The 22,563-nt window shown below is 48.4% G+C and carries 15 protein-coding genes; 13 read left to right on the top strand and 2 right to left on the bottom strand.

All coding sequences use genetic code 11. The features are described from left to right. The first annotated feature begins 131 nt into the window (after positions 1-131). Positions 132-278, top strand: a complete 147-nt coding sequence (locus MJB10_RS09795) for a YfhD family protein (protein ID WP_314804102.1) — start codon at positions 132-134, stop codon at positions 276-278. After that, positions 278-553: a hypothetical protein gene (locus MJB10_RS09800; RefSeq protein WP_314804105.1), complete on the top strand. Its 276-nt coding sequence runs from the start codon at positions 278-280 to the stop codon at positions 551-553. The genes MJB10_RS09795 and MJB10_RS09800 overlap by 1 nt, the downstream gene beginning before the upstream one ends. A gap of 73 nt (positions 554-626) precedes the next feature. Here the strand turns inward: MJB10_RS09800 and MJB10_RS09805 are convergent, their stop codons facing one another. Beyond that, the gene (locus MJB10_RS09805) at positions 627-1,433 is read right to left on the bottom strand and encodes a glycerophosphodiester phosphodiesterase (RefSeq protein WP_314804108.1); all 807 of its coding nucleotides are present in this window, start codon (positions 1,431-1,433) and stop codon (positions 627-629) included. A gap of 216 nt (positions 1,434-1,649) precedes the next feature. Here MJB10_RS09805 and prmA point away from each other — a divergent pair, with 216 nt between their 5' ends. From prmA to deoC, 5 genes are all read left to right on the top strand, one after another. Further along, complete coding sequence (gene prmA / locus MJB10_RS09810) at positions 1,650-2,624, top strand: 50S ribosomal protein L11 methyltransferase (protein ID WP_314804111.1); 975 nt, start codon at positions 1,650-1,652, stop codon at positions 2,622-2,624. Between the two features lie 10 nt (positions 2,625-2,634). Further along, the gene (locus MJB10_RS09815; RefSeq protein ID WP_314804113.1) at positions 2,635-3,306 is read left to right on the top strand and encodes a site-2 protease family protein; all 672 of its coding nucleotides are present in this window, start codon (positions 2,635-2,637) and stop codon (positions 3,304-3,306) included. A gap of 113 nt (positions 3,307-3,419) precedes the next feature. Next, the gene (locus MJB10_RS09820; RefSeq protein WP_314804115.1) at positions 3,420-4,187 is read left to right on the top strand and encodes a 16S rRNA (uracil(1498)-N(3))-methyltransferase; all 768 of its coding nucleotides are present in this window, start codon (positions 3,420-3,422) and stop codon (positions 4,185-4,187) included. Positions 4,188-4,191: 4 nt separating this feature from the next. Further along, positions 4,192-5,532, top strand: a complete 1,341-nt coding sequence (mtaB, locus tag MJB10_RS09825) for a tRNA (N(6)-L-threonylcarbamoyladenosine(37)-C(2))-methylthiotransferase MtaB (RefSeq protein WP_314804117.1) — start codon at positions 4,192-4,194, stop codon at positions 5,530-5,532. Between the two features lie 121 nt (positions 5,533-5,653). Continuing rightward, complete coding sequence (gene deoC, locus MJB10_RS09830) at positions 5,654-6,334, top strand: deoxyribose-phosphate aldolase (protein ID WP_314804119.1); 681 nt, start codon at positions 5,654-5,656, stop codon at positions 6,332-6,334. Here the strand turns inward: deoC and MJB10_RS09835 are convergent. After that, positions 6,297-7,304 (bottom strand): Na/Pi cotransporter family protein, encoded by a 1,008-nt coding sequence (locus MJB10_RS09835; protein WP_314804121.1) that lies wholly within the window; start codon positions 7,302-7,304, stop codon positions 6,297-6,299. The genes deoC and MJB10_RS09835 overlap by 38 nt on opposite strands. A 123-nt stretch (positions 7,305-7,427) precedes the next feature. Between MJB10_RS09835 and MJB10_RS09840 the strand changes: the two genes are divergently transcribed. From MJB10_RS09840 to MJB10_RS09865, 6 genes are all read left to right on the top strand, one after another. Next, complete coding sequence (locus MJB10_RS09840) at positions 7,428-8,801, top strand: class I SAM-dependent rRNA methyltransferase (RefSeq protein ID WP_314804122.1); 1,374 nt, start codon at positions 7,428-7,430, stop codon at positions 8,799-8,801. A gap of 168 nt (positions 8,802-8,969) precedes the next feature. Next, positions 8,970-12,500, top strand: a complete 3,531-nt coding sequence (gene addB / locus MJB10_RS09845; protein WP_314804124.1) for a helicase-exonuclease AddAB subunit AddB — start codon at positions 8,970-8,972, stop codon at positions 12,498-12,500. 22 nt (positions 12,501-12,522) lie between these two features. After that, a complete protein-coding gene (addA, locus tag MJB10_RS09850; protein WP_314804127.1) occupies positions 12,523-16,476 on the top strand; it encodes a helicase-exonuclease AddAB subunit AddA in 3,954 nt (1,317 codons plus the stop codon). Positions 16,477-16,495: 19 nt separating this feature from the next. After that, on the top strand, positions 16,496-17,674 hold the full coding sequence (locus MJB10_RS09855) for an exonuclease SbcCD subunit D (RefSeq protein WP_314804130.1): 1,179 nt from the start codon (positions 16,496-16,498) through the stop codon (positions 17,672-17,674). A 59-nt stretch (positions 17,675-17,733) separates the two neighbouring features. Beyond that, a complete protein-coding gene (locus MJB10_RS09860; RefSeq protein ID WP_314804134.1) occupies positions 17,734-21,216 on the top strand; it encodes an SMC family ATPase in 3,483 nt (1,160 codons plus the stop codon). Between the two features lie 108 nt (positions 21,217-21,324). Beyond that, positions 21,325-22,425, top strand: a complete 1,101-nt coding sequence (locus MJB10_RS09865; RefSeq protein WP_314804137.1) for a chymotrypsin family serine protease — start codon at positions 21,325-21,327, stop codon at positions 22,423-22,425. The last annotated feature ends 138 nt before the right edge of the window (positions 22,426-22,563 follow it).

Genomic DNA, 22,563 nt, shown 5'->3' on the forward strand with positions numbered 1-22,563 from the left:
AACATCTCATTCAATTGACATTCGATTTTTCGGATGCCGTTTGAGTGAGATGTTTGTTGTTTGTATAAAAGAACGGATGCTAGGCAAACTATAAACTGGTTTTTAATCCATGGTTTATAGGAGGCAATTACATGAGTAATCCAAACAACCAAGCGAATCGGAATCTGCCCGTTGCTAAGCAAGAAGATGTCGAGTTTTCATCGGAAGTAGCGGATCGAGATGATTTTGAAGCTGCAGAGCGTGCAGAAGCAGCTGATCAGCGTCAGGAAAATCAGTAATGGCAGAGAAAGCGATTCTTGCCTATTTCCATTCTCCAGAACAAGCGGAAGCGGCGGCGACGAAGCTGAAAGCTTTGCGAGCAGTTGAAGTTCAAGTAGATCGCTTCCAAAATGATGTAGGGCATGGTCTAGAATCCGCCATGGCCGATAGTATGATGAGTCACGAAGGTGAGCTACACGACGTTGGTCTTGATATCGTGTTAACGGCTGTGCTGGACGAGCAAAGCTATGAACAAGCTTGTCGTGTCATCGAGATGGCGGGCGGTACCCGCTAATTAGTAAAGCACCTGTCCCAACATCCTCTGATGAGGCATGGCGGAGCAGGTGCTTTTCAATATAGTGCTATATTTATTCACTACTCATAAGATTAACTAGTTTCGCAGGTTCATTCGTAATAATGCTCGAGACGCCTAGCGCAAGCATGCGTTTCATCATTCTGGCATCGTTGACCGTCCAAACATAGACTTCTTTATGATGATCCTCAGCCATCTTCACGAAAGATTCATTCACGATCGGATAGGCGGCAGATATGACGTCGAAATCAGCGCTTTTCATGGATTCTTCCACGTTTTCGGTTTTTTGACTAACAATGAGACCTGTTTTAATCGAAGAATTAAGCGCTTTCACGGTATGCAAAAGATTAACGTCAAACGAAGTCACCGTACATTCTTTGACAAAGTCGTGTGCTTGAATGAGATCAACCGTCTTCTGGGCGAGCCCAACACCGTGTCCGTTATTTTTCAATTCAATATTCAGCCGCATGTGCCCTTTGACGAGCGAAATGACTTCGTCCAATGTAGGAACGGTCTCATCTTTGAAATCTTTATGAAACCAACTGCCAGCGCTAACCTGCTTTAACTCTGTGGAAGTGACTTCCCACATATTTTTATCTAAGCCTGTTGTGCGTAAGGCATTATCATCATGCATGAGCATGACGACGCCGTCTGCTGTTTCCTGCACATCCAATTCCGCATAGCCAGCATGGTCAAGCATCGCTTGTCGAAAAGCTCCTAGCGTGTTCTCCGGCGCATCCGCTGAACTGCCGCGGTGTGCCGTTACTTGACTGTAATTGGTTGCGATAATCGTTTGCGTTGTTTGTGGTGATGTGAGGGCCAAGGTTAAGAAAACGGGAAGTAACAGAAGTGTTTTGCGCATAAGAAGTCTCCGTTCGTACGATAACTAATAAGGATGATAACGTTTTCATTGTAACACGTAATTATTAGAAAGTTGTTAGGAAAATATAAGAAATTGAAAGCTCCGAAAAGGTCTCATTTTACCCGCGAAGCGAAGTGTAGTACAATGTCTATTGTGAAATTAGCCCATTGGGGTTGGAGTTTACATACGGAATAACCGACAGGAGGAGCCATACCGATGCTTTGGCAAGAATTAACTGTACATACAACAGAAGAAGCGATAGAAATGATTACGAACTTTGTTCATGAATTAGGCGCTGGAGGTGTTTCTATCGAGGAATCCGGCACCTTAAATAAAGAAAGAGACACGTCTTTTGGCCAATTGTACGAGGCGCCTTTTAACGATATTCCTGAGGGCAGAGCTGTCATTAAGGGGTATTTCTATCAGGGGACGGATATGGAGCCCGTATTGGCAAGCCTGAAGGAATCTGTGGCACAATTGACGGATTTCGATATTGATACTGGCAATCCGACGTTTGAAGTCGTAGAGGTGGATGATGAGGATTGGGCGCATGCGTGGAAAACGTATTTCAAACCGATTCGCATTTCGGATCGCTTAACAATTAAGCCTACGTGGGAAGATTACACAGCTTCCGAAGGTGAAATCATTCTTGAACTCGACCCTGGGATGGCGTTCGGAACGGGTACACATGCAACAACTTCATTGTGTTTAAAGACCTTAGAAAAAGTAATGAAACCAGGTGACGACGTCATAGATGTGGGAACGGGTTCCGGCATTCTCTCCATTGCTGCTGCCAAGCTTGGCGCAAAACATGTGCTGGCAGTCGATCTCGATCCAGTTGCTGTTGACAGCGCTTTGGACAATACAAGGCAGAATCATTTAGAAGATCAAATTACAGTGAAACTTAGTGACCTTCTAGGCGTACTAAAAGAGAGCGAGACGGAAGGCGACGCACAGTTAGGTGTGTCCATTCCGGTACAACTCGTTGTTGCAAATATTTTAGCTGAAGTCATTGTGCTGTTCGTGAAAGATGTGTATGACGTGCTCGCGCAAGGCGGCTATTACATCACATCAGGGATTATTACGAATAAAGAAGCGGATGTAGAACAAGCGCTGGTTGCAGCTAATTTTATAATTGTAGAGAAAAACTATGATTCGAATTGGGTTGCGATCGTAGCTAGAAAGCTGTAGGTGACAAGTAATGGGAGGCTTATTGTTTTACGATTGGAATACGTTGCCGTTTGTTATTCTTGCGCTCATTATCTCCTTCACGGTCCATGAATGGGCGCATGCGTACAGTGCCTTCAAATTAGGAGATAACACCGCTTATAAGTTCGGTCGTGTCTCGCTCAACCCGATGGTTCATTTGGACCTTTTCGGAACGATTATGCTGCTGCTCGCTGGATTTGGTTGGGCAAAGCCAGTGCCTGTAAACCGAGGGAACTTCAAACGCCCACGCTTGTATGGGATTATCGTTACCGCTGCAGGACCATTGAGTAATTTGATTATGGCCTTTATTTCTTTATTTGTTTTAGTACTTTGTCAGAAATACGGTTGGTTGGATGGGATGTCCAAGGGGAGCGGCGATGCGATCATTCAGTTCCTAAATAAAATGATCAGTATTAATATTACATTGTTTCTGTTTAATTTGATCCCAATTCCACCCCTCGATGGCTATCGGATTATTCAAGATCTGGTTGATTTCAGATATACGGAAGCCGTGCAAAAGTTTGAACAATGGGCTTCTGTTATTTTCTTGTTAGTTGTATTTGTTGGTCCATTGCGTCGTGTTACACTTGATCCTTATTTAGGCTTGGGGAATGACATTCTTCGATTTTTCTTAAAATGGATTGCAAAGATCCTAGGAATTTAATTTCACCAAACAGTTCCATATAGATTTTCGCTCACAAAAAGAGTATGATGGTGTGTGGAAGTTTCAAGTGACACGTAGATTTTTAATTGAACGTAGATAGAGAGGCAGTTCGTATGCAGCGTTATTTTCTGCCAGTGGAGCAGTTCCATGGGGATACCAATACCGTCACCATTGAAGGGGACGATGCACATCATCTAGGCCGCGTCATGCGCGCCGAGGTTGGAGATGAAGTGATCTGCAGCAACGGCGTGGACCGCGAGGTGCTCGTTCGGATTACGCAGTTGGATAAAGGGATCGTCACCGCAGATATCGTGGAAGAGCTTGCAATGGACGCGGAAGCGTCTGTATCCGTATGGATTGCTCAGAGCTTGCCTAAAGGCGATAAGATGGAGCTCATTATTCAGAAAGGGACCGAGATCGGGGCAACCCGGTTTCTTCCTTTTTTATCGGAACGAACGATTGTGCAGTATGATGCGAAGAAAGAAGCGAAACGCACCGAGCGCTGGCAGAAAATTGCCAAAGAAGCGGCTGAGCAAGCACACCGCAACCGTGTACCGCAGATTGAAGCCGTCTATACCTGGAAGCAACTGCTGCAGCGAGCGAAGGAAGCGGATGTCGCTTGGATTTGTTATGAGAAGGAAGATGGCCAGCAGCTGAAACCAGCGATTCAGGCCGCATTAGCAGCAGGACAACTAGGACCAGGCAAGCAAGTGGTTATTGCGGTAGGCCCCGAGGGTGGATTCACAGAGCAAGAAATTAAGCAAGCTGAAGAAGCTGGCTTTCGCTCGGTTTCGCTGGGGAATCGCATTTTACGGACAGAGACGGCGGCGATGGTCGGTTTGACCTGTCTGTTCTATGAAACCGGAGAAATGGGAGGATAAGCAAATGGCAACGGTAGCGTTTCATACGTTAGGATGTAAAGTTAACTTTTATGATACAGAAGCGATTTGGCAGCTTTTCAAGAATGAGGGCTATGAGCAAGTCGATTTCGAACAAACGGCAGATGTTTATGTAATTAACACGTGTACGGTGACAAACACAGGGGACAAGAAGAGCCGCCAAATGATTCGCCGCGCCATTCGTCGCAACCCAGAAGCGATCGTCGCCGTAACAGGTTGTTACGCGCAGACGTCGCCAGCTGAAATTATGGCTATTCCAGGCGTTGACATGGTTATCGGGACACAAGACCGGGACAAAATTATTCCGCTTGTGAAACAGTTTGAATCCGATCGCCAACCGATTAATGCCGTAAGAAACATTATGAAAACTCGTTCCTTCGAGGAATTGGATGTGCCTGATTTTGCCGATCGTACGCGGGCTTTCTTAAAAATCCAAGAAGGATGCAACAACTTCTGCACCTTCTGCATTATTCCTTGGTCCCGTGGCTTGATGCGCAGCCGTGAACCGCAAAGCGTTATTGCGCAAGCCGAACAGCTAGTAGCAGCCGGGTATCAGGAAATTGTACTAACGGGTATTCATACGGGCGGCTATGGTGAAGATATTGAGGACTACAGTTTGGCGAAGCTTTTGAAGGATTTGGACAAGGTTGAAGGACTGAAGCGAATTCGTATTTCCTCCATCGAAGCGAGCCAAATTACGGATGAAGTGATTGAGGTGCTCAAGTCTTCAGACAAAATGTGCCGTCATCTGCATATCCCGCTGCAAGCGGGTAATGATCACGTGCTGGCGCGGATGCGCCGCAAATATACAACAGCTGAATTTGCTCGTAAAATCGAGCGTCTGCATGAAATTATGCCTGACGTGGCCATCACAACGGATGTGATCGTTGGTTTCCCAGGTGAAACCGATGAGATGTTCCGCGAAGGTTTTGAATTTATGGAGCGCATGCAATTCTCCGAAATGCACGTTTTCCCGTATTCGAAACGAACAGGTACGCCTGCTGCGCGGATGGAGGATCAAGTGGATGAGGAAATTAAAAATGCACGCGTTCATGAGCTCATTGATCTTTCTGAAAAAATGCAGCTAGCGTATGCACAGAAATTCGTTGGTCAAGTGCTGGAAGTGATTCCAGAGCGTGCGTACAAAGGTGCGCCAGACAGTGGTTTATACAGTGGATACTCCGACAACTATGTTCAGTTGGTTTTCGAAGGTTCCGAGGATATGATCGGTGAAGTATGCCGTGTGAAAGTAACTGAAGCGGGTGTGAACGAAAGCAAAGGTCAGCTTGTACGTGTGCTAGAAACAGCGACTGTTGTGAATTTGTAATCCGGTGCAGGCAACAATACCTCTACCTGTGGTTTCTCTTCTGGAGAATGCCCTTGTAGAGGTTTTCTCACGTGAGGCAGTAGGATGTTATTTAATTTAGAATAGATGAGGTGCATGTCCCATGACATTAAATGCGAAAGAAATGGCGAGTTACATTGACCACACATTATTGAAAGCAGATGCAAGTACAGCGGCAATTCTTACGTTGTGTGAGGAAGCTGCGAAGCATCAATTTTTCAGCGTGTGTGTGAACTCACAGTTTGTTGCCACAGCGGCAAAAGCATTAGAGGGAACTGGCGTTAAGGTTGCAGCTGTTGTTGGTTTCCCGCTTGGCGCGAGTTTAAGTGAAGTGAAGGCTTTCGAAGCAGCGAAAGCGGTTGATAATGGCGCCGCTGAAATTGATACGGTATTGCCGATCGGTTTGCTTTTGGAAGGTCAATTGGATGCAGTTCGTACGGATATTAAACAAGTTGTGGACGCGGTTAAAGGAAAAGCGATCGTTAAGGTTATTATGGAAACAGGGTTTCTGAATGATGAGCAAAAAATAGCGGCATGCCGCCTTTCCGAAGAAGCGGGGGCACATTTTGTGAAAACATCGACTGGTTTTGGTCCTGGCGGAGCGACAGTTGAAGATGTTCGCTTAATGCGCCAAAACGTATCGAGCACGATTGGGGTAAAAGCATCTGGCGGCGTACGCGATGCGGCAACCGCTTTGGCCATGATCGAAGCGGGCGCGACACGTTTGGGTACAAGCTCTGGCGTTGCTATTGTGAACGGAACTCAAGGCGCTTCCACATACTAAGATAACAAAGCGGCAGTGCTACCAGTGAACCAACGATATTGAAGATCGTTTGGGAACGAGCGATCTGAGATGCGGCGTCATGTGCAAGCAGTTCCGAGAGGCTGGCAAGCTGATGGATCCAAGGATAAAAGAGGATCGCGCCGCCCACATTAAGCAGCACGTGTGACCAGGCGACGTATCGCCCCGCGCGCGAGGAGCTAATGCCCGCGATGACTGCGGTCGCGCAGGTGCCGACATTGGCGCCGATCGTGATCGCGATGCCCAGCTCGACGGGGATGCCTCCGCCGGCGGCGAGGCCCATCGCCATCGCGATGACGGCCGCGCTGCTGTGCACCAGCGCTGTCACTGCAGCGCCTGCGAGGATGCCCCAGAGCAGGCTCGTTTGCGCCTGGTGCACGAACCAGGCGAACAGACCTCGGGACTGCAGCGCAGGCCCGATCGTTTGCATGATCTCGATGCCGAGCAGCACGAGAGCGAAGCCGGCCGTTGCCAGCGATCCGTAGCGGACGCTGGGCAGCCATGTGTGACCGCGGCGCAGCGCTGCGGTCTGGTCTAGGCCAAGCCCTTGAGCCGCAGGCTTCAAGGGCCCAGCCAGCCAGCTCGACAGCCAGACGCTGGCGCTGGCGAGCAGGATCGGCACACCGATACCACCGAGGCTGAGTCCAATCAGCTCGGTGGTGAGGCAGGTGCCGATGTTCGTCCCGAGAATCACGCCAAGTGTTCTCGGGAAGGACAGCACGCCAGCGCCGACGAGGCCGATGGCGATGACGGTGATCGCGGTGCTGCTCTGGAGCGCCGCGGTAAGTACGGTGCCGGTGATAAGGCCGCGCACCGGCGTTCGGGTAAACCGCTCCAGCCATTGCTGAAGGCGGGGGCCTGCCCAAGCTTGAAGCGATGATTCCATCAGCTTCATTCCGATCAGAAACAAGGTTAAGCCTGCGGCAACAGGCAAGATAATGGCATGGATCATGGAAGGATTCTCCTTTTCGTGAGAGAGCAACGTTTTTCAACCAATATATGTGACCGTACAGACAAGCATGACAAGCGAGCGGATTCAGGCGAACGGTTTCAAACAAAGGACGGCAAAATATAAATGGCAGCAGTAATTTTACATAAAAAACGGAAACCACGCTTAGAGCAAGGACATCCTTGGGTGTACAAAAGTGAGATCGAGCGTGTTGAAGGCGATATTGAGCCGGGACAGCTTGTAGCTGTTCAAACGCATCAAGGCAAATACCTTGCGACAGGGTATTACAACGAGGCATCACAACTAACTGTACGAATCGTTGCATATAGTCCGCTTGAAGCGATGACGACGGACTTTTTCGTAGAACGATTTACGCGGTGTTTGCAGCATCGTCAGCGCTTCGTGAAAGGCGCCCAGTCGTATCGATTGGTTTACGGTGAAGCTGATTTTTTACCAGGTTTAATCGTTGATAAATTCGAGAACACCTTGGTCGTTCAATTGTTAACCTTGGGGATGGACCGCTGCCGAGAGCAGATCGTCGAGGCCTTGGTGCAAGTCATGAAGCCAGTTGGGATTTTTGAACGGAGCGATGTCTCTATTCGTGAGCTGGAGGGGCTGAAACAGACCAAAGGGTTGCTGTACGGGGATTGCTCCAAACATGTGGATATTTTGGAAAATGGGCTTCGGATTCGCGTTGATATTGAGGAAGGTCAGAAGACGGGATATTTCTTCGACCAACGTGAGAATCGTGCCGCAATTGCTCCGCTAATGACGGGCTGGGGTCACCGAAGCGGGATTCAATTGGCTGAAGTTGAAGAAAACGGTGTGAGACAACAACTACCTGTCAATGCAAATGGCAAAGTTGTCACTTTTCCGCTATGGGATGGCGCTTCTGTGCTAGAATGCTTCTCCCACACAGGAAGCTTTACGTTGAATGCTTGTAAATTCGGTGCTAAAAAAGTAACGTGCCTCGACATTTCGGAGCATGCCATTGAAAGTGCGCGTACGAACGTTGCGCTGAACGGATTTGAAGATCGCGTAGAGTTCGTTGTGGCGGATGCCTTTGAATACTTGCGCATGCAAGTGAAAGGGCTAGACGAGCGGAAGCTGCGCGCACAAGCAGGGGCCGCTGGTCAATCAAAGGTTGACACATCCAAGCCTGTTGGAAATGGCGGACGCACATGGGATGTCGTCATCCTCGATCCACCTGCCTTTGCGAAGACGAAAAGCGCGGTTGAAGGCGCATGCCGCGGTTATAAAGATATCAATTTGCATGGCATGAAGCTTGTGAATGAGGGTGGGTACCTCGTAACGGCAAGCTGCTCTTACCACATGCACCCTGAGCTATTCCTGGAGACGATTCATGCAGCGGCTACCGATGCCGGGAAAATTCTTCGTTTGATTGAGTTCCGCGGGGCAGGGATGGATCACCCTCGGATTCTTGGCGTTGATGAAGGGCATTATTTGAAGTTTGCGATTTTTGAAGTCAGAAGTAAATAAGCCTTATGTAGAGACAGGCCGTCCGAGTGACGTTGCCTGTTTTTATTTTTGTTCTACCCCATCATCTACCACACCGTCTCTCTACTCAAATTATGATAGAATAGAGAGATATTAATCTTGAATAACTAGCGTAGCGATGCTTCAATCTGGAAGCAGTAGGAGGCCTGAATGTCCATTCGATTCGTGATTGGTAGAGCGGGAAGCGGCAAGAGCCAGCGTTGTCTGTCCGAAATCAAACAACAGTTAACAACGGCACCTGAGGGTGCACCGTTGATTTTATTAGTACCCGAACAAGCAACTTTCCAAGATGAACATGCCATCGTATCGGATCCGTCGATTCGCGGGATGATTCGTGCGCAAGTTTTGAGTTTTCATCGTTTAGCATGGCGTGTTATGCAAGAAGAAGGCGGGACGGCAAGGCTGCCAATTGATGATACGGGTAAGAAATTGCTGCTGACGCGTATTTTACATAGGAGGAAAGATGAACTTCGCATTTTCGGTCATTCCGCTGAACAAATGGGTTTCGTCGATCGATTGAATCAGCTGTTTACAGAGATGAAACGTTATTGCGTGTCTGCGGAAGGGTTGGAGGCACATGAGCTAAAACGGGTAACTAGTTTAGGTGAACAGGGATTACTTCGAGATAAAATGCACGATATTCAACTGGTGTATCGTCAATTTGAAGCGGAGTTAGCGCAGCAATATTTGGATGGTGAGGATTATTTAACATTGCTTGCTGAGCAAGTGAAGAACTCTGCTTATTTGCGCGATGCCAGCATTTGGATTGATGGCTTTCATGGCTTTACGCCGCAAGAATTTCAAGTCTTAGGAGCGCTGTTAGCTGTCTGTAAGGAAGTGACCATTACGTTATGCTTAAATAGGGAACTGCAAGCTGGCGACGTGCCAGATGAGCTGGATCTTTTCCATCCGACTGCCACCACGATGATTCGATTGCAAGAGATGGTGTGGCAGCTTGGACTCGGATCTGCCGAGGTTATTCAACTTGCGCCTGAGCACGCGCCAAGATTTGAAGACAGTCCTGCCCTAGCGTTTCTTGAGCGAAATTTCGATCGTCGTATCGGCGGCAGGGTATCGCCTTACAGCGTGACTGGTGATGAAAAGCTTTCTGACCAACTCGTGATTCGGGAAGCTGTCCATCGTCGTGCGGAAGTTGAGGGTGCAGTGCGAGACATGCTGCAACTAGTCCGAGAACATGGTGTTCGCTGGCGTGAAATTGCGATTATGGTGAGGAATATGGAAGGCTACCAGGATTTATTGAATATGGTGCTGACGGATTACGAGATTCCTCATTTTTTTGATCAGAAACGTTCAGTTCTGCACCATCCCTTGGTAGAGTTTATTCGCTCCGCACTTGAGGTCGTAGGATATAACTGGCATTATGATGCGGTTTTTCGCTGTGTCAAAACGGATTTACTGCTTCCAATGGAGGCGGAGTCGCAGCGGACTGAACTTGATAAATTAGAAAATTATGTGCTGGCTTTCGGTATTCAAGGATATCGATGGACCGATGGCAAGCCTTGGACCTATACATTGCGTGCGAATTTGGAGCAGTCTGATGACTTACAGCTGGAACAAACCGCGGAATTGCAAGCGTTGAATCGGAGCAGATCATGGGTTGTTGGTCCGCTTCAAGCCTTTTCAAAGAAACTTGATCAAGCACGTACTGTCAAACAAAAAGTAGAAGCGATCTATGAACTCCTTGTACAGGTTCAGGTGCCAGAAAGATTGCAGACATGGGCAGACCTAGCGACAGAGGCAGGCAATCCTGAAAAGGCTCGTGAACATGGGCAAATGTGGAACGGCGTGATGGATATGTTAGATCAATTAGTGGAATCCATGGGCGAAGATGAGACTTCGCTTGAATTGTTCACTTCACTGATTGAGACGGGCATGGAAAGTATGAAATTGGGACTAGTTCCCCCAGCGATGGACCAATTATTGATCGGAAGCATGGACAGAACGCGCTCTAGCGGTATTCGCTATGCGTATATTTTTGGCGTAAGTGAAGGGGTCATCCCCGCGCAAATGGCTGAAAAAGGCGTTCTAACAGAGGCAGAGCGCTGCATTTTAATGGACGCGGGTCTACCTATGGCTGATGGCAGTCGGCGCAAGTTGATGGACGAGCAATTTATCATTTACACATCTCTATCAGTTCCAGGGAAGCGACTGTGGCTTAGCTATCCCCTGGCGGATGAAGAAGGAAAGTCGTTGCTGCCTTCTGAATTAATCAAGCAAATTCGTCAACTGTTTCCAGGGACGGAGCGGCCGTTGCTCCTTGCAGAACCATCCCTAGAGTCTTCGGAAACGGAGCAAGTTGCTTATTTGTCTCATCCGAGACAAGCGATCTCACATTTGGCAGTTCGTTTGAAGCACTGGATGCTAGGTGGGCGAATGTCTGAACTTTGGTGGGAGACGTACAACTGGTATGCAGAGCATCCTGAATGGCAGCCTAAGCTGCAAGCGATTGTACAAGCTCTTCATTACACGAATAAAGAGAAGGGACTGTCGCCTGCAACGAGTATACAGCTATACGGGCAGCATTTGAGAGCAAGTGTGTCTAGGATGGAGAAGTTTGTAGCATGTCCGTTTTCTCACTTTGTCTCACATGGTCTGAGACTGCAGGAGCGTCATGTATATCGTTTGGATGCCCCGGATATCGGTCAATTGTTCCACGCTGCGTTGAATCAATTCGTTCGGAATCTGCAGCAGGATCAGTTGGATTGGGGTTCACTTTCAGCATCGGAATGTATGGAGCGATCTGCTGTGGTTGTCGATGAGTTAGCGCCAAGACTCCAAGGGGAAATACTGTTGAGCTCCAGCCGATATGCCTATATTGCGAGGAAGTTGAAGCAAGTAGTAGGGAAAGCAGCGGTCATTCTCGGCGAACATGCCAAGCATGGTCAATTCCAGCCGCTAGGCTTAGAAATTGATTTCGGACCTGGTAAGGACCTGCCTTCACTTACCTTTGAATTAGACAATGGGTGTACGATGGAGATTATTGGGCGAATTGATCGTGTAGATCGCGCGGATAGTGAACAAGGTGTGTTATTGCGCGTGATTGATTATAAATCTAGCCAAACGGCGCTGCAGTTATCCGAAGTTTACTATGGGCTGTCCCTCCAAATGTTGACGTATTTAGATGTTGTACTTACGCATGCCCAGACATGGCTCGGTGCCCCGGCAAAGCCTGCTGGTGTGCTATATTTCCACGTGCATAATCCGATGTTGCAGCAAAAAAACGCATTAGATGCTGCTGCTGTTGAGAAGGAACTTCGCAAACGCTATAAAATGAAAGGCCTCGTAACAGCTGATTCAGAAGTTGCTGGGTTGATGGATGATGAACTTATCCAAGGCACGGGAAATTCGCAGCTGATTCCAGTCGGTATTAAAAAAGACGGGACTTTCTACGCCACTTCTTCCGTGGCTACGGATGAACAATGGGATACGCTTCGGACCTATGTGCGCAAGCAAGTGAAACAAATCGGCACGAATATTACGAACGGTCATGTTGACATCGCGCCTTATCGTTTAGGCAAGAAATCAGCCTGTCAACATTGTTCGTATACAGCTATATGTCAAATAGATCCCTTATTTGAAGGGAATGACATTCAAGTATTTCGTCAGCGTGCCAAAGACCAAATATGGACGGATTTGGCTGAGCAAGCCAGCCAGTCATGAGGGCGGAGAGGAGTGACTACGAATGATAACAGGGCAAGAACCTAAACCCCTTGGCAGTACATGGACGGATGATCAATGGGACGCCATTACGTTGAAAGGTCAGAATATGCTAGTCGCCGCTGCGGCTGGTTCAGGTAAAACGGCCGTACTCGTAGAACGTATTATTCGTCGAATTTCCAATGAGTGGGAGCCTATCGACGTAGACCGCCTTCTGGTTGCTACGTTCACCAAGGCTGCTGCCTCGGAAATGAAGCATCGTATACGTGAAGCATTGGAGAAAGAACTGACGAAGCAGCCAAACTCTCAGCATCTACGCAAACAGTTGGCGTTAATGGGGAAAGCATCGATTACAACACTTCATTCATTTTGCTTAGAGGTTGTTCAGCGTTATTTCAGCCTTATTAAGCTGGATCCAGGGTTTCGGATCGCGAATGAAACAGAAGCTGATTTGCTTCGCCAAGACTTGCTCATTGAAATGCTCGAGCAATACTACGCGGCAAGTGATGAGAATAGTGCGTTTTGGCGGTTGGTAGACTCTTTCAGTGGTGAGCGAAACGATCAAGCGATCATGAATCTTATTCAAAAACTTTATGATGTGTCACGCAGTCATCCTTGGCCAGAGATGTGGCTGCGAGGAACGGCTTCCATGTTTGGTCCGCCAGATGCAAAGCCTGCGGCAGATCAAGAGGAAATGGAGTATGCGCCATATGAGGCGTCATTGCCTTATGTTGCCGCGGGTGCTGCTCCTGTGGATTATTCCCTTTGGGAGCAAAGCTTGATTCGTGACCTTTCACTTGAACTTGAAGGCGCTGCGGATTTGTTAAGACAAGCTTATGACCTTGCAGAATCCCCAGGCGGACCAGCGCCTTATCTCGAGAATTTGCGTGAAGATATAGAGCTAATTCAGAATTTACAAGAAACGACGACATATCCATGGTCTGTTCTGTACCGAGGATTTCAAACGGTTGAGTTCGGTAAACTCAAAGCCTGTAAAGGTGACGATTATGATAAAGCTTTGCAAGAAGAAGTGAAAGAGTTGCGCAATAAAGCAAAGGATGGCATTAACAAGCTCAAGGAAGAATTGTTCGGTCGCACACCCGAGCAGTTTCACCAAGAAATCGCGGAGATGGCACCCTTATTGCACGTTCTGGTTGATCTGATTGTTGATTTTGGTGAACGATACCAATCCGCGAAAGCAGCGAAAGGCTTAATTGATTTTGCTGATTTGGAGCACTATTGCTTGCAAATCTTGACCTCGCAAGACGCGGCACCTGGGGAGTTATCTCCTTCAGAGGCAGCGCAATCATACAGAAAGCAGTTTGCGGAAGTGCTTCTCGACGAGTATCAGGATACGAATCGCGTTCAAGAAGCCATTGTAGAGTTGATATCCGCACCTAAGCCAGGGAATCGTTTTATGGTTGGCGACGTGAAACAAAGTATTTATCGGTTTCGTCTGGCCGAGCCAGGTTTGTTTATGGAGAAATACAAAGCGTATCGTTCCAGCAAGGAAGCGCCTGCAGGTACACCTCTTACAGGTGGAAGGATTGATTTGGCGAAAAACTTCCGCAGCCGGGTTGAGGTTGTCGATGCCGTTAATTTCATTTTTAAACAGATGATGAATGAAACGGTCGGTGAAATTGAGTACGACAAGCGAGCGGAATTGGTGTATGGCGCGGGCTATCCTCCTTCTACATCAGACTGTGCAGTTGAAATGCTCCTTGTAGACCGGTGCAAGCAAGGCGGAGATTCGAATGAATTCGCTGAAGAAGTGGAAGATGCTGAAGTCGAAACACAAGTAGAGTCAGGAGAAAGTACTGCTGATCCAGCCATTGAAGCGGAAGAATTGGAAACTGCCCAACTGGAAGCTCGTACAATAGCTCGTCAAATTCGTGAACTGTTAGGTGGCGGCGGTCAAGAAGCTTTCCAAGTGTTTGATAAAAAGTCGGGTGGGAATCGTCCAGCCACGTATCGTGATATCGTCATTTTGTTAAGAGCGACACAAGCTTGGTCGCCTGTTATCATCGAGGAACTTAAAAAACAGGGAATCCCTGCCTATGCAGAGTTGAGTACGGGGTATTTTTCAGCCACTGAGGTCGAGACGATGCTTTCGTTGTTGAAAGTGATCGACAATCCTTATCAGGACGTCCCATTAGCAGCCGTATTAAGATCGCCAATCGTTCAATTGCATGCGGAGGAATTAGCGCAAATTCGTGGAGTAGACAAGTCTAAGCCGTTCTATGAGTCTGTTTTGGCTAGAGCGCAGCTTTTAACAATAGACGGAGAATCAGACGATTTAGCAACCAAACTTAACTTGTTTCTAGAGCGCTTGGAGCAATGGCGCAACGAGGCAAGACAAGGTTCATTAGCAGATCTGATTTGGCACGTTTTTAGACAAACAGGTTACTATGACTACGCTGGCGGTTTGCCTGGCGGCTTACAAAGGCAAGCCAATCTCAGAGCGCTGTACGATCGTGCTAGGCAATATGAAAGTACATCTCTGCGAGGCTTATTTCGCTTTTTACGTTTTATCGAGCGTATGAAAGAGAGCGGAGGAGATTTGGGTACCGCGCGAGCGCTCGGTGAACAAGAAGATGTTGTCCGCATCATGACGATTCACAAGAGTAAGGGGCTAGAGTTCCCTGTCGTATTTGTTGCTGGTATGGCCAAAATGTTCAATCAACGAGATTTGAATGATGCTTTCTTATTGCATAAGGAGCTTGGTTTTGGACCTCGCTTTGTAGATACGACACTTCGTGTTAGCTATCCGACGCTGCCTTCACTTGCAATCAAGAAGAGGCTGAAGCTAGAACTTCTAGCAGAAGAAATGCGTGTTCTATACGTGGCGCTCACACGGGCGAGAGAGAAGTTATATTTGCTAGGCACGGTGAAGTCGCTAGATAAATTATTACGGGCCTGGGGAAGACATCTTACGCGTGAAAACTGGTATTTGCCAGATTTTGAACTTGCAAAGGCGAAAAGCTACTTGGATTGGGTAGGTCCTGCGCTTCTTCGTCATCCAGATGCCGTGTTGTGGCGGGAACGTCTCGGCATTTCCGACGCAGCGTCAGACTTGAGATTGCTCCAGGATTCATCGCGTTGGAAACTAACTGTCATTACACCAGAAAGTTTACAAGAGGTTGCTGATCTGGAAGACGAAGTACAATTGCCTGATCATGATAAACTAGCAGCCATTCTAAAGCTTGCATCTGTTCCGACGAACGATACTTGGAAAGGGATTCTAGGGGATCGACTCTCCTGGGAATACGCCTATGGCGATGCGCCAAAACGTTTTGCCAAAACGACGGTATCCGAGGTAAAACGATTATCAGAGGCTCAACGAATCGTAAATGAGATGGAATTCCCAATTCAAGCGGGCATCCCTTCATTGGATAATAACGGGAGCCAGACGAAATCGATGATTTGGCGAAGGCCGCGATTTATGGAAGAGAAGAAGCTGACTGCCGCTGAGAAAGGCACTGTCGTTCATGCGGTGATGCAAAATCTGTCTCTGCATGAAAGGCCAACGGAAATGAGTATTACGACTACGCTTCAAGAGATGATGGATAAACAGAATATGACGCAGGATCAGCGTGATGTGGTTGATATTCCTGTTATTTTGAAATTTTTTGAGACACATGTAGGTAAACGAATGATAGAAGCTAAACAGATCCAGCGTGAGGTGCCATTTAGCTTTGGATTGCCGGCATCCGAGGTTTATCCTGAATCAGATTCTACAACCATTGGAGAGACCGTGCTGATTCAAGGTGTCATCGATTGTTTATTTGAAGATGAGCTGGGACTTGTTCTTGTTGATTATAAAACGGATGTCGTCAAAGGAAGTAGTGACGAAGAGCTTCAAAAGCGTTACGAGAAGCAAATCGAGCTTTATGCGCGGGCTGTGGAACATATTTGGAAGCGTCCGATTACGGGGAAATATTTGTATTTCTTTGATGGTGCTAAGCTCGTGGAGATGTAAGAGAAAGGAGATGTGGCTTATGCGAATCTTGCATACAGCGGACTGGCACTTTGGACGAGCACTAGAGGGGCGCAGCCGATTGGAAGAGCAGATTGCCTTTATGGATGAGCTTGTCCGTATCGTCCAGGATGAAGAGATTGATTTGGTATTAATCGCCGGCGACATTTATGACAGCGTAAATCCGCCAGCTGCTGCGGAGCAGTTGTTCTATGAGGGAATAGCAAGACTAGCGAATGGCGCTAAGAGGCAAGTGGCTATTATTTCAGGTAACCACGATCATCCCGATCGCTTAGCAGCTTCTGGTCCACTTGCGGCCAAACAAGGAATTACCTTAATTGGCTTGCCAGTTCCAGACATCCAAACGATTGGCATCGCTCGAACGGGTGAGCTTGCCAAACTCATCGCATTGCCTTATCCCTCGGAGTCTCGGTTAAAGGAATTGCTATCTGAAGTCGCCGAGGAAGAAGTCCTCAGAAGCAAATATTCGGAGCGTGTTGGCGCACTCATTCGCAAGCAGGCGGCGCATTTCGAGCCGAGCACCGTGAATTTAATCATGAGCCACCTTTATGTACTTGGGGGGCATGAGACGGAATCAGAGCGCCCGATTCAAGTTGGAGGCGCCTATACCGTGGATACATCTGCATTGACGGCAGGTGCCCAGTACGTGGGACTGGGTCATTTGCATCGCCCTCAGAACGTGAAGGCAGCTTCACCGATCAGGTACAGCGGTTCTCCTATCGCATATAGTTTTTCGGAAGAGGGTCAGGCCAAATCCGTTACCATACTGGATCTTTCTCCTGGTCAAACGGCAGAGCCGAAAGAAATTTTCTTAAGCTCAGGACGTCCGCTTGTGAGCTGGAGAGCGAAAGAAGGCATTGGGCAAGTTCATCAATGGCTTGATGAGCAAAAGGCGGGTAACGCATGGATAGATTTGGAGATAACGATGACATCTGCGATGTCCATCGAACAAATCCAATCGCTGCGCAAAGCTTATGATGGTTTTATTCACATAAGGCCGATCTATCCAGAAATGGAAGTTGCACGCGCTTCGATGCCGAAAGCAGCCTTATCGATGGAAGAACATTTCACGCGCTTCTATGCGCGTCAAACGGGTGGAGCGCAGCCGGAGCCAGCACTTATTCAATTATTTTTGGAGCTTCTACAGGAGAAAGATCATGGTGAGGCATCAGGAGAATAACAAATCTATGCCCAATGAGTACCTGTGGATAACTCGGGTAATGGAAGGAGGAGAAACGGATGCGTCCAATTCAATTACAGTTGTCGGGTTTACAGAGCTATCGCGAATTGCAAACGATCGATTTTAGTCAGTTAGTGGATGCGGGTGTGTTTGGTATTTTTGGACCGACAGGAAGCGGGAAGTCATCGCTCTTAGATGCAATCACCCTTTCGCTATATGGCAAAGTAGAAAGAGCTAGCGGTGGGACGCAAGCAATTATGAATCATGCGGAATCTACGCTGTTCGTTTCTTTTACATTTGAACTGACGAATGCTGTGGGTACGGAACGCTATCGTGTTGAACGACAATTCAAACGAGGCACGGAAATGTCAATTAACGGGACCATAGCGCGATTCTTGCATATTCAAGGGAATGAGACGATTGTTCTAGCGGATAAAGCTGGCGAGGTTAACCAACAGGTACAGCACATTTTAGGCCTTTCCATGCAAGACTTTACAAGAGCTGTTGTTCTTCCCCAAGGAAAGTTTGCTGAATTCCTGACGTTAACGGGCAAAGATCGCAGGCAAATGCTGCAAAGGCTTTTTCATCTTGAAGCTTATGGGGATCAACTGAGTATCAAAGTGAGTTCGAAAGTCAAAGAAACGGACAGTCTGGTGAAACAGCTGGGCGCGGAACAGCAAGGGCTTGGTGAGGCATCTTCTACGGCTTTGGAAGAGGCGAATCGCAGGCTTCAAGAGTCGGAAGAGGAAGCGATTCGAACGCGTATCTCGCTAGAGCAGCAAGAAACGATCTATGCGCAAAACAAGCAAGTTCATGAGTGGTTAAAGGAATCAGAAGCGCTGGAATCGCAACTTATACAGCATCGAGAACAGAGCGGAGCCATTGCGGAGAAAGAGCGCCAACTCCAAGATGCAGAACGTGCGGAGCGGGTATTGCCATTTGCGCAGCAATATGAAACTGCATCAAAAGAGGTTGTCGCAAGGAAGGTTCACTTGGAAGAAGCGACGAAGGCTCACGTGGCATCTGAAACTGCGTTTGGGCAGGCCTCAGAAGCTTTTGAGAAGGCTCAAACGGATTTAACTTTGCAAGAGGGGCCGCTCTTACTGCGTTTGGATCAGTTAGAACAGGCGCTCGTTATCCAGAAAGAACTGGAGCAAGTTCAACTTCAGATGGGGACTGCTCAAACGCAAGAAATAGAAGTGAAGCTTACTTTATCCAAGCTGCAAGCGGATCTTACGAAAGCGGTCGAGACCAAAAACAAAGCTATCACGAAACAAAATGAACTCAAAGCGCAATTGAAGCTCGTTCATATCGAGACAACGGCAAGACAACTGCTTCAAGGTGCTGTTCATGAAAAAAAGACTATCGTGCAGCTTCAGGCCCAAGAGCAAGATGCCCAGAAAAATAAAGACGATAAGCTTCAGGCGAAAGTAACGCTGGAACAAGCGTTAGAAGTGATTGCGAACAAAAAATCAGCTTTGCAGCTGCGATTATCCAATTGGCTTCAGACGCATGCAACCTGTTCTGAGATTCACAAGCGTGTATCTAGTCAACTTACGGAGTTCTTGTCGCAAGTGCAGAATTGGATGGAACATCAAAGGAGACTATGGAAGCAACAAGAACGTCACGCACTGGCATTAAGGATTGCTGCTGAATTAGAAGTTGGTGAACCATGTCCCGTTTGTGGGTCTCTTGATCATCCAGGCCAACAATCAGCCTCAACGCGTTCAAATGCCACTCAAGAAAGCCATTGGGAGGAACTCCTGCATCAAGGTGAACAACTCGTGCAGCGTGTAAAAGAGGGGCAGTTTCAAGGGATTCAGTTGGAGCGGAGGTTCTCTGAATCGTTAGCTTTCGTACTTGAGTTGGCAGATGCACGTGAACACAAGGATAAATCAATTGCTAACTCTGAGAGCAGTGTTGATCTCGCGTTCTTAGAGGCTGCAGCGGGTCAAGCTGCTGTTATGATAAATACGAAGAGCAAAGCTATTGAAGAGAAGAACATGGCGGATTTGCTTAAGGAATGGAACCTTCTGGAGACATCCCTACAATCATGTACTTCACAGGCAAATGATTTGGAAAATGCCTTCCAAAACCTGAATAAAGCGCATCGGGATCTTGCGCAGCAAGAACTTATGATACGTACGCAAATGCAAGCTGCAATTGGTGTTTATGAGGAAGCTGAAAGAAGATTTGTAGATGTAGCAGCAGCTATTAAGAATCAATTTGCTGAATGGCATCAAAGATATCCTTCATTCCATTGGGAAGAAGTGGATGAACAGCTTCAGCTCTTGTTGGAGAAGGAGCAGCAAGCTGAGGAGTTGAGAGGCAGAATTGAGAAAAGTGTTCCGTTTCTTGAGGAGCTGTCCGCGAATATTGAGCGTCTCCAGACGGCGACGCAAGAGCAAGATCGTACCGCCTTGCAGCTGCACGAGCGGCTGCAAGGGCTAGCGCAGCTTGCCGCCGACAAGTCGCGGCAGCTTGCGCAGCGCGCGCCTGGCGCAGCGGTGCCGCAGCTCATCGCGGAGGCGAGCTCCGCGCTTGCGCAGCTGCGGCAGCTCGCGCAGCAGACCAAGCTCGCGCACGCTGCTGCGCAGCGCGAGCAGTCCCTGGCGGCGCAGCGCTACAGCGCCGCCGCAGAAGCTGCTGCTGCTGCTGCGCGGCAGCTCGAGCAAACCGAGCGCGCGCTGCATAGCGCGCTCGCAGAGCACGGCTTCGCGTCGCGCGAAGCCGTCGTGGCGGCGGCGCTTGCGCCTGAGCTGCGCCGCCAATGGGCTCAGCTCGCGGCGGAGCACCGCGAGCGCGAGCAGGCGCTGCGCGCCCAGCTGGCGCAGCTGGCAGCGAAGCTGCAGGGCCGCGTGCTGAGCGCGGCCGAGTGGGCGCAGTCGCAGGCGCAGCTGCAGGCAGCGAAGGCTGCCGCCGAGGCTGTGCTCGAAGCGCGGGCCAAGGCGGCGCAGGGCGCGAGCGAGCTCGCTGCGCGGCACCAGCGCTGGTGCGAGCTCGAGGCGCTGCGCCTCGAGCAAGCGAAACAGCTGGAGCGCCTTGGCAAGCTGCAATCTGTGCTCAAGGCCAACGCTTTTGTTGAATATTTGGCGGAAGAGCAGTTAATGCAAGTGAGTCGAGCAGCCTCCGAACGACTAGGTGAATTGACCAGACGAAGGTACGGCATCGAAGTGGATTCTGGCGGTGGATTTGTCATTCGCGATGACGCTAATGGCGGGGTGAAGCGTCCTGTAGGAACGTTATCAGGAGGGGAAACTTTCCTCACCTCATTAGCCTTAGCTTTGGCGCTTTCAGCACAGATTCAGTTGAAAGGCGAATATCCATTAGAGTTCTTCTTCTTAGATGAGGGCTTCGGAACATTGGATCAAGAGCTGCTGGATATGGTGATTGGTGCTTTGGAAAAACTTCATATGGATCGATTAGCTGTTGGGGTGATCTCGCACGTACCTGAGCTGAGGGCGCGTCTAGTACGTAAGCTAATCGTACATCCAGCTGAGCCTTCTGGACGAGGAAGCCGTATTATTCTTGAGGGTCTTTAGGTTTCATCCGCCCTTTTTCAATCATTACCCACCCCTTAGGTAAAGCAATCAAGCCGATTCGTACAAGTTAGCATACACTGCTGCAACATGACGAAAAGGGGAATGGGCATGGCTACATTTCATGAAGCATTGAAGCATAAAAACCGAATTTCGCCTGTCTTACTGAAAAGAGCAGGTGTTATGGCGGTTGGGGTTGGCTATGTTGATCCCTTGAAACCGAGCTTAGGAGCCAGTGTGATCGTGTACACACATCATAAAATCGTGCCGTCGGGGCTGAATTCTCTCAAAAGTACCGCAGCAAAATTAGGATCCAGTGTACCTGTGCGGTTCCTGCCTTCTGGCACGTTTAAATCGCACGCGACAACAGCGATCAAGCCCAAAGCCATTAAAATAACAAGCTTTCGGGGGAGATTCCGCCCAGTACCCGGTGGTGTCAGTATTGGAAAAACAGGTCCATCTGCAACGGGTACAGCCGGTGTGATTGTTACGAAAAATAATCAATTGTTCGTTTTGAGCAATAATCACGTCTTAATCCGAAATAATGCCACAGCGTACTCTAGAACCGTTCAACCAGGTCCAGCAGATGGCGGATTGCCAGTTTCGAGTCGGATCGGAAGAGCTTATCAATTTGTCCCATTGCGCAAAGGTCACGTTAACTATCAAGACTCCTCCATCTCGAAACCGCTATTGAATCGATTGCTAACTCCTCGTTATATGCGAAGCTCTGGTTTGTTGATTACGGTTCCAGGACATTTAATTAGTTATCCTGTGGGCATGCATGTCGTCAAATCAGGTCGCACTTCGGGATATGTGAGGGGAACCGTTGAAGCGAATAATGCGGACGTGCGTGTATCGTATGGAGGAAGCTTAGGTACTTTACTTTTTCGTAATCAATCCGTCATAGTCGGCAACTCAGGTCCCGTCTCACTTCCGGGTGACTCAGGTTCTGTCTGGCTTCGTGCCAACGATCGTTTTGCAGCAGCGCTTAATTTCGCGGGAACAGCAGATGGTCGGCGTTCAATTAGCAATCCCATTGCTCGAGTTATGGATAGTTATGGGATACGAATCGCTGTTCCTGCAGCTGGTGGCTCGTTTCGGAAAGGGAGCGTGAAAGGGACGGCACATATCGGAGATCAGTCCTATGTTCAGCCCTTGACGGCAAGTCAAAGAAAAAGCAATCGAGCGATTCGCGTTAGAACATCCAATTAACATATTTCACCCTCTATATGCTTCTAATATACGCAATTTGCGACGCTGTTCCACTTTTGTACTGAGTTGATTAAACTGGGTTGTCAAAGTGGACGGCATGTCACTACATAGTCCGTAGTATTCATACGACGATTAAAC

The organism is Paenibacillus sp. MBLB1832 (genome assembly GCF_032271945.1).
Lineage (GTDB): Bacteria > Bacillota > Bacilli > Paenibacillales > NBRC-103111 > Paenibacillus_E > Paenibacillus_E roseopurpureus.